Below are 9,003 nucleotides of genomic sequence, written 5' to 3'. Positions count from 1 at the left end.
GCGATCAGGTCGCCATCTTGAAAGCGGGTCAGGTAGTGAAGCAGGGCAAGATCGACGACCTGCTCGCCGCCCCCGCCACGGTGCAGATGCGGATTTTGAACCAGAGCCCGGCGCTGATGCGCGCTCTGGGAAGTTTGGCGCGGACGGTGGACGCGCAGGGCGAGATGGTGACAGCCAGCATCACGGAAGACGGGATCATCCCGGATTTGGTCGCAGCCGTCGTAGGAAGCGGGGGACGCCTGATGTCCCTCGTTCCGATCCGGGAATCACTGGAAGACCTGTTTATTCGCGTCGTGGAGACGGAGGGAGCCGTATGAACGCTGTTTGGACCCTCGCCGGTCTCACCATCAAAGAAGCGATCCGCCGCCGCGTGTTTATTGCTTCGCTATTCGTGGCGCTGATCTTCGTGCTATTCGCTGTCATTCCGTTCCACTTCGGACGCGGCGTCGAGGGGTTAGATCTTCAGGCGATCCAGGAGCGGAACGCCAAAATCCTCGCGTGGCTAGGCTGCGGCGTGATCAAGTTCTTCGCTTCGGTGATCGCGGTCACGCTGGCTGCCGGCGCGATTACCGCCGAGGTCGACCGGGGCGTGCTTTCGATTGTTGCTCCCAAACCCCTGCCGCGCGCGTCGATCTACCTGGGCAAGTGGATCGGCTTGCTGACACTTCTCGCCGCAAGCGTTCTGATCTGGTCACTGATTTTGGTCAGCGCGATCTACATTCAGACACATGTGTTCTTCCCACGGGTCTTCGTGGGTATCCTGGCGACATTTCTTTTTCCCATCCTGTTCGCAACCCTGACGCTGTTCTTCTCATCGTTTGCGACCCACGCGCTCTCCGCGGGCTTGGCGCTGATCGCAGCGGGGATCGCGCTCGCCGAAGATATGCTGACGGGGCTAGCGCTGATACTGAACGCGCCGGTGCTGAAGACGATCAGTCAGATTGTCGGCTATATCGTACCACTGGGCAAGATGAACCACTGGATCACGCGCGGTCTGGGCAATGCGGGCTTAGATGTCAGCGCGATGTCCTCGTTTGGACAGAAGGCGGTGGAAACATCGACCGCCGATATGGTGTATATCCTGTTCTACATCGCGGCGGCCCTCGCGGCCGGCCTGTTCATCTTCCAGAAGCGCGATCTGTAAATCTTCCATGGCAGCCCGCCGGGTGTCGTATTCTTCTGCGTTTGCGACTCTCGGCGGAGCGTTATGGATGTTCTCTCTCCAGCGCTATAATTTCCTGTAATTTTCCACACACCTCATTCGTCTGCCCGGGATAGCTGTGTTATAATAGAATGCCTGTCGGAATTACCGGCCCTACGCAGGCAAGCGAACTCCAACGCAACCATTACTCAAGCTCATACGGAGACTGTCCTCATGAAGAATATTAACCTTACGTTCCGGCGCTCGCGCGCGCGGATCGCCGTCCTGGGGGCCGCTCTGCTGCTGCCCGCCGGAGCCGTTGTGGCCGCGCCGGCCACAACCTGGATCGGCGGCTCGCCTCCCGGATGGGACGCCAATGGCCCCGTGAACAGCTGGAGCGATCCCAGCAACTGGTCGAGCGGAATCGTTCCCGGCGATGGGACGCAGGATCCGGAAGATGTCACAATCGGGCAAGCCGGAGATTGGGCTCGGCACGGCGGCGATCACACGATCAATTCACTTTCCAATGCCGGAAAACTGGATCTGCTCGATGGAAGCTATCTGACCGTCGTTGGCGGCGTCTCGAATGACGGACTCATCACCGCAGACAACAGCTTCTCCAATCTCGATATCGGCGGCGACCTCACGAACAACGCGACGGGTAACATCACCGCCAATTATGTTTGTAACTTTGGGGTTTCCGTCGGCGGCGATTTGAACAACGCCGGACATATGGGCGCCCTTTACGGCGCCGGCCAGCAAAACTTGCTGGGCATCGGCGTGACGGGAAATATCAACAACACCGGAACAATCGACAGCAATTACGGCGGCGCGACCGCCCTGCTATCGCAGACCGGCTCCCTCACGAACGACGGAACCGTCGGGGCCACGCACGGCGGCGTGACATTAGTCTTAGCAAATGGGATCACAAATAACAACGCGATCTACGGCAAGTTCGGAGGCGGGACCATTCTCTCGTCGCAAGGCGATATCCTCAACAACGGTTCGATCGAATCGTCCTTTGGCGGCGAAGTCGACGCCGTGACGACTGGAAGCTTCACCAATACCGGCTCGGTCAGCGCGATCAACGGAACATTGGTCAGCTTGGAAGCCGACAGCGCCGTCACAAACGCCGCGACCGGGACCGTGAACGCATCCCTGTACGGCGAGGTGGACTTGCTGGGCGGCGACAACATCACCAACCATGGCGCGATCTCCGCGAACATGGCCGGCGTGGTCTTTATCGACACCACCAACGGCCTCGTCTACAACGATGGGTCGATCATCACAGAAACCGACGGCGGCGTAATCGTCACGGGCGACTTGATTCAGACCGGCGGTCAGACGAAGATCAACGGTTATCTCGATCTGAGCCCGACTTGCGGCTGCGGCGGCAATAAAGATGGAACTTTCTACCTCGAAGATGGCTCCCTGGGCGGAGGCGGCGAAATCTACGGCTCGGTCGTGCAGGATGGCGGGACATTCGCGCCCGGCGATCCGACCACAACGTATATTACCGGCGACTACGAGCAAAACGGCGGCGTCACCAAGTTCGTGATCGACAGCGTCACCGACTTCGACCGGATCGATATTGGCGGCGATTACCTCTATAATGGCGGAACGATCGATTTCGAGTTCACCTCGAACTTCTTCAACGGCCAGTTCCTGAAGCACCCGTATGAGTTCGACTTCCTGCATTTCGCGAACTTCATCGGCGATCCCAGCGCGATCCAGTTCACCACGAACCTGCGCCCGGATGACGTCTTCCACTTCGATCTTGATTCTGGCAGCGGCGTCTATTCCGGCGTCTTCGAGAGCAGCGTCACCGTTCCCGAACCCGGCTCCGGCGTCGTCTTCCTCACCCTCGCCTCCGGCCTCGGTCTGCTCCTCTGGACCGCCCGTCGCCGCAAGACGTTCACGAATTAGTCTCACCCTATCCCTCAGCGCCGGCGGCGCTGAGGGATATTTTTTATTTATTTTTGAGACAATTATGAAACTATCAGGAGACTCATAACAAGAGAACTACTTAATTCAAATCGCAAAAAAGAAAGATATTGCAATAATTTGCCGTGAATCGTCAACTTTTGAGCGTCAATGCAAATCGCAGTCGCAGCATTGCATTCTTCGCGAATTTATGCGATACTATATTCACGTTCGCGCTGATAAGCGAGAATACGAAGCGGTCGCCCGAGGGGCGAGCCGCTTTTTTTTATTGCTTCCACTCTCCATAACTGAAATCTCTCCCATCAGGACTTGCATATTCGGCGCGTCATATGGTAGCATTCAATTAAATGCTATTAAGAAGGAGCGCCATCATGCTGAACTTAAGCCGTGATATTCATTCGCTGACCGACTTCAAGCGTAACACAAGCGAGTATGTGAAGCAGATGAAGGAAACGAAAGACCCAGTGGTGCTCACTGTCAACGGCAAGGCGGAGCTTGTCGTTCAGGATGCGGAGAGCTATCAGGCCCTGCTGGAAGTAGTCGACCGTATTCAGACGATCGAAGGTATCCGCCGAGGTTTAGAGCAAATGGCTCAAGGGCAAGGTGTTTCGGCCGCAGACGCCTTCGCGGCCATGCGTCAGAAGTTCAATATTTCCAATGAGTGAGCGATACAGTATCGTTCTCCAGCCTGAAGCTGTCCAAACAATGGAAATCGCTTACGAGTTTATCAAGCAAGATTCACCCCAGCATGCTCAGCGATGGCTACGCGGACTTGAAGAAGCAATTCGCTCTCTGGACGCGTTCCCCACCCGCTGCCCCCTCGCTCCAGAGAGCGAATTGTTTCCTCAAGAGATCCGTCAGCTCCTGTACGGCAAAAACGCAGGTGTCTATCGAATTCTATTCACAGTCGACAACCAAGTTGTGAATGTGCTCCATATCCGACACGCTGCTCAGCAATGGATCTTTCCCACGAATTCGGTCTAGCCCAGAAAGAGACGATGATCATGGCGACGTCAGCCAATGGATACGCGCAGGCCGTTCAGCCGATCGCTCCGGAAGCGATCCATACCGACACGGAAGGCCTGATTGCGGAAGAAGTCCGAATCCCCACTTCGGATGGCGAGATCGATGCTTACTACGCGGCGCCGGAAGGCGGGCAAAGCCTGCCGACGGTAATTGTGATCCATGAGATTTTCTCTGTCCACGAGCACATCAAAGACGTGACGCGGCGGCTGGCGAAACGCGGCTATCTCGCCATCGCGCCGGATTTCTTTGGGCGGCAGGGCGACGTCACAAAGCTTGCCGATTTCCAGCAAATCTTTTCCGAGGTCGTTTCGAAAGTCCCCGACGCGCAGGTGCTATCCGACATCGACGCCGCGTTCGATTGGGCCACGCAGTCCGGTCTCGCCGATCCCGCGCGCCTCGCGGTAACGGGTTTCTGCTGGGGCGGGCGCATTACCTGGCTCTACGCCGCGCATACGGACCGAATCCAAGCCGGCGTCGCCTGGTACGGCAAGCTATCCGGCCAAAGCGATCCGCTACGTCCTCAGAGTCCGCTCGACGTCGCCGCCAGTTTGAAGACTCCCGTCTTGGGCTTGTATGGGGGACAGGATACTGGTATTCCTCAAGACCAGGTGGCTGCTATGCAGGATGCGCTGAAAGACGCCGGCAGCCCCTCACGCATACACGTCTATCCCGACGCCGGACATGCGTTCCATGCCGACTACAGACCGAGCTTCAAGCCCCTTGAGGCGGAGGATGGGTTCGCAAGCATGATCGATTGGTTTCGAACTTACGGGGTTTCCTAGAATTGCAGAAGCCTGGCGAATGAATTCGCGGCTACAAGTACAGTCACCCGCCTTCGCGGGTTCAGATCTTGCGTCGAAGGCGCATTAATGTGCCGTAGGCTCCGAAGTCCACGCAGGTGGACGGTCGTACTTTTAGGCGCGAATTCATTAGCTGGCCTCTGACGAGCAAACGCAAGGCTCCTCTTATCACAATCCTAGGAGACAGGTATACTTCTCCCATGCTCTCCGACCCTCCGCCCCTTCTTGAAATTCAGGGCCTCGCCATCGCCGCCGGGGATGTTCCCTTGCAGCGCGATCTCAATCTCACACTTGAGCCTGGAGATCTGCTGGCCATCACGGGACCGTCGGGCTGCGGCAAGACGACGCTGCTGCGGACGATCGCAACCCTGCAGCCGGCGCTCGAGGGGACGATCCGGCTGCGAGGGCGCACGCCGGAGGAATGGGGCTGGACGGCGTTCCGGCGAGCGGCGACGCTGGTGACGCAGCGGCCGACGCTTTTAGATCTCACCGTCGACGAAAACCTGCGCCGGCCGTTTGGTTATCACATCGCTTCCACACCCTACCCCGAGCAGCGAGCACGCGATCTGATGGATGAGCTTGCCGTGGGTGCGGAGCGCTTGACTCAGGCCGCCCGCACACTCTCCGTCGGACAGCAGCAGCGGGTCTGCCTGATCCGCGCCCTGCTCATGAACCCAATAGTTTTGTGCCTGGACGAGCCGACCAGTGCGCTCGATCCGGACGCCGTTGGACTGGTCGAGCGCCTCATCCGCCGTCTCGCCCTTGAGAACGGTCTGGCCGCCCTGGTTGTCACGCACGACCCCAGATTGGCGGCCGAATGGCGCCCGCGCCAGTTTGTGATGCCGCGCGCGCATGGAACGCGGGAGGAAGCGGCATGACAGATACTGTCCAGCACCTCAGCCTGCTGCAAATCCTCATCGCGACCAGTCTCGTGGTCTTCAGCGCCATCGTCAGCGTCTTTTTCGGCCTGAAGCTGGAAAAGCAGCTCGGGATCGCCGCCCTGCGTACGATCGGCCAGCTGTTCCTCGTCGGCTATATTCTCAAGTACGTCTTCACCGTCCACCACCCTGCCCTTGTCCTATTGCTGATCGTGATCATGGTCGCCTTCGCCGCGCACGCCTCCGTCAGCCGCGCCAAGCGCCGCTACGCGCGCGTCCAGCTCGACGCCTTTCTCACCCTCACCGCCAGCAGCATCGTGACGGGATTTATCGTGACGGGCGTCATCATCCAGATCCACCCCTGGTACCGCGCACAATACGTCATCCCGCTGATCGGCATGATCCTCGGCAACAGCCTCACGGGAATCTCCATCGCCCTGGACCAATTGCTCGGCGACCTCTCGGACCGCCGCGACACCATCGAGATGGAGCTGGCGCACGGCGCCTCCGCCTGGGAAGCCGCGCGCGGCCCCCTCGCCGACGCCGTGCGCCGAGGCATGATCCCCACCATCAACAGCATGGTCGTCGTCGGGATCGTCTCGCTGCCCGGCATGATGACCGGCCAGATCCTCGCCGGCTCCGATCCCCTCGAAGCCGTCAAATATCAGATAGTCGTGATGTTCATGCTCGCCGCCGCCACCGCGCTCGGCTGCATGATGATCACACTGCTCGCGTATCGGCGGCTGTTCAACGCGGCGCAGCAATTGGAAGAGGGGAAGATTTTGCGGTCTTAGCTACCAATTCGTTGGCCGGAAGGAATACATCTGGGATTTCGTGAACAAGGAAGCAGACTGACTGTAAGATTGGCTTACGATGAGCATACTGGACTTTTCCAATCGAATCGACGACCTTACGCACGAGTTCACCGGGCGAGAATGGCTTGACGAGCACGTCACTCACTTCCTTAACGAACCGTCGGCACGTTATCTCGTTATTACTGGCGAAGCAGGTATCGGCAAGAGCGCAGTCGCGGCGCATCTAGCGAAGACACGCTCCGTCCACGCAATTCACTTTTGCAGCACCAGCGTCGCAGAAACTATCACTCCATCAGACTTCGTTCGTTCCATTAGCGCACAATTGCGGGCCAACCTTCCTGGCTTTACCACATGCATAGCGGCAGAACTCGGCGTCTCGGATTATCTCAACACTCCTACGTCAATCACCGGAACTGCAACTGCCCATCTTGCGCAAGATGTGGACGAAATCATTGGCGTCAAGATCGATTCCCTGCACATCGGCTCGACAAATGTACTGGATATCTTCGCACGATCGGTGACAAAACCACTGAAAGCATGGCTTCGAGAACATCCCAATCAGCCTGTCCTCTTCCTAGTAGACGCACTGGACGAAGGAGATCGGTATACACAATCGCCAAAGATAGTCGACCTCATCGCCGCCTCGGAGGGTCTAACTCCGTCGTCAAAGTGGATATTGACTTCTCGTCCCGGCACTCGTGCGCAAACGCTGAAGGCGATGCATGAGGCCATCCTTGACGACGCAGACGACAACATACAGGATATCGAGAAACACATCCGCAGAGTATTTGCCGCCTCTCCGCTCGCAGAGGCGACCACAGGCGATCCCATTCGCGCGACGACACTCGCGAAAGCCTTGGAACAACGCGCACGCGGCAACTTCCTCTACCTGCGCTACGTGATTAAACAGATTCGGGCCGCCGTCGCATCGAGCGGCGAACTCCCCGAACCATCCCGACTGCCGGACGGTCTACCGGATGTCTATCGAGAATTCCTTGGACGGATCGCCGACACGCACACGGACCTCTGGAAGCAACAACTGAGAAAAGTACTGGGGGCACTGGCAGTCTCGTATATTCCACTGACATTCGATCAAGTCTCCGCATTAAGTGGTGCGAGCAAACAGACGACAAATGATGTCTTAAACACCATTACTCAATTCCTCAACATGCGTTCAAGCGATGGTGTAGAACTCTACAGCATTTTCCATGCGTCGTTTTCCGACTTTCTAACCGACCGCAAGAGCAGTGGCGAATGGTGGGTTGATCCCATTGATAATCATAGCCATATAATTGATTATTATTTGAGCAATTATCATCCGAATAAGTGGGACAAATGCGATAGCTATGGCAGAAATTATATCAGTAGGCACATGAAAGAGGCGAGCAGATGGGAAGATCTTCACAAGTTCTTATCTTTAAAGTCGACCTGTACTATTAATAACATTACTTTATATGAAAATTTTTGGTATAAAACATGTGAAGAAAATAAGCAAATTTTAGTATTTTATAATGATATACAGGACATGTTAGTTTATCTAAATAACGAAATCCCATCGACACTAAGCAAAGTCGAGCAGAAGCATTTATTTTCACGGTTTTTTCACTACTCATTGATAGCGGGATCGATTATCAGCATATCAGATAATATGTCAGCAATTGTTTTAGAAGCCTTGACAAAGCATCAAGTTTGGTCCATTGAAAGATCTATTACATCAGCAAGACAGATTTCCTCAGCAGCTGAAAAATCACAGGCATTATTATGCATTTTCCCTCTAATCAAAGATAAAATAACACTCCAGTCAATTTTAGAAGAAGCAGTTAAAGCTGCAATGTATTTAAAATCAGGAACAACTCGATGCATTCTAATGTTACAAATTTACAAGTACAGTGAACACTATGTTATACTAGAAACACGCATTAATTATTTAAAACAAGCAGAGCATGATGCTAAGAATGTACGCCGCTTAGCCGAGCGAGCTCACTTGCTTGTAAAGATTGCAAACACTGTTAATGAGAAGAAGTACAAAAACAATATTTTAAAAACAGCATTAGAATATGCTAGAAGAGAACCTGACGCATCCTACTCCGCAGTAGCACTAGCAGAAGTTGCTTCAGTGATTACCAATCCTATACAACAAGAATTACTTCAACATGAAGCAATATTTTTGGCTAAGAATATCAAGAGCAATATAACATCAGCTTCTACAATGGGTAAAGTTTTATCATATATTGACGGATCATTATGGCAATCGGAAGCATTGGAACATGCAATATTGACTCTCTGTCTCTGATATAACGTGCAGGCTTGGTTGTGGGTATAAATGGTCATGAAACGACCCGATCACCGTTCCCAACAGCAAATCGTTGAAGACGACCGTCGTGAAGCCCTGCGTCTTC

The 9,003-nt window shown here is 55.0% G+C and carries 8 protein-coding genes and 1 pseudogene; all 9 read left to right on the top strand.

Translation table 11 applies throughout. The features are described from left to right. Positions 1-317, top strand: a pseudogene (locus ABIZ35_RS27220) (hypothetical protein); the annotation flags it as partial. Next, positions 314-1,144: an ABC transporter permease subunit gene (locus tag ABIZ35_RS27215; protein WP_348223087.1), complete on the top strand. Its 831-nt coding sequence runs from the start codon at positions 314-316 to the stop codon at positions 1,142-1,144. The pseudogene ABIZ35_RS27220 and the gene ABIZ35_RS27215, both read left to right, overlap by 4 nt. Positions 1,145-1,375: 231 nt before the next feature. Then, the gene (locus tag ABIZ35_RS27210) at positions 1,376-3,067 is read left to right on the top strand and encodes a hypothetical protein (protein ID WP_348223086.1); all 1,692 of its coding nucleotides are present in this window, start codon (positions 1,376-1,378) and stop codon (positions 3,065-3,067) included. A 389-nt stretch (positions 3,068-3,456) separates the two neighbouring features. Next, positions 3,457-3,750: a type II toxin-antitoxin system Phd/YefM family antitoxin gene (locus ABIZ35_RS27205; protein ID WP_348223085.1), complete on the top strand. Its 294-nt coding sequence runs from the start codon at positions 3,457-3,459 to the stop codon at positions 3,748-3,750. Beyond that, positions 3,743-4,069 (top strand): type II toxin-antitoxin system RelE/ParE family toxin, encoded by a 327-nt coding sequence (locus tag ABIZ35_RS27200; RefSeq protein ID WP_348223084.1) that lies wholly within the window; start codon positions 3,743-3,745, stop codon positions 4,067-4,069. Before ABIZ35_RS27205 ends, ABIZ35_RS27200 begins: the two co-directional genes overlap by 8 nt. Then, positions 4,042-4,893, top strand: coding sequence for a dienelactone hydrolase family protein (locus ABIZ35_RS27195; protein WP_348223083.1), 852 nt, complete (start codon positions 4,042-4,044; stop codon positions 4,891-4,893). The genes ABIZ35_RS27200 and ABIZ35_RS27195 overlap by 28 nt, the downstream gene beginning before the upstream one ends. Positions 4,894-5,111: 218 nt before the next feature. Next, positions 5,112-5,789 carry an ABC transporter ATP-binding protein gene (locus ABIZ35_RS27190; RefSeq protein WP_348223082.1) on the top strand — a complete coding sequence of 226 codons (678 nt, stop codon included), beginning with the start codon at positions 5,112-5,114 and terminating at the stop codon, positions 5,787-5,789. Beyond that, positions 5,786-6,583, top strand: coding sequence for an iron export ABC transporter permease subunit FetB (gene fetB / locus ABIZ35_RS27185; protein ID WP_348223081.1), 798 nt, complete (start codon positions 5,786-5,788; stop codon positions 6,581-6,583). The genes ABIZ35_RS27190 and fetB overlap by 4 nt, the downstream gene beginning before the upstream one ends. A 79-nt stretch (positions 6,584-6,662) precedes the next feature. Further along, on the top strand, positions 6,663-8,897 hold the full coding sequence (locus ABIZ35_RS27180) for an ATP-binding protein (protein ID WP_348223080.1): 2,235 nt from the start codon (positions 6,663-6,665) through the stop codon (positions 8,895-8,897). Positions 8,898-9,003: the final 106 nt, after the last annotated feature.

It is taken from the genome of Capsulimonas sp. (genome assembly GCF_039929585.1).
Classification (GTDB): Bacteria; Armatimonadota; Armatimonadia; order Armatimonadales; family Capsulimonadaceae; genus Capsulimonas.
Note: the sequence above shows the minus strand (reverse complement) of the source record. Positions and strands in the feature narration are given on the sequence as shown.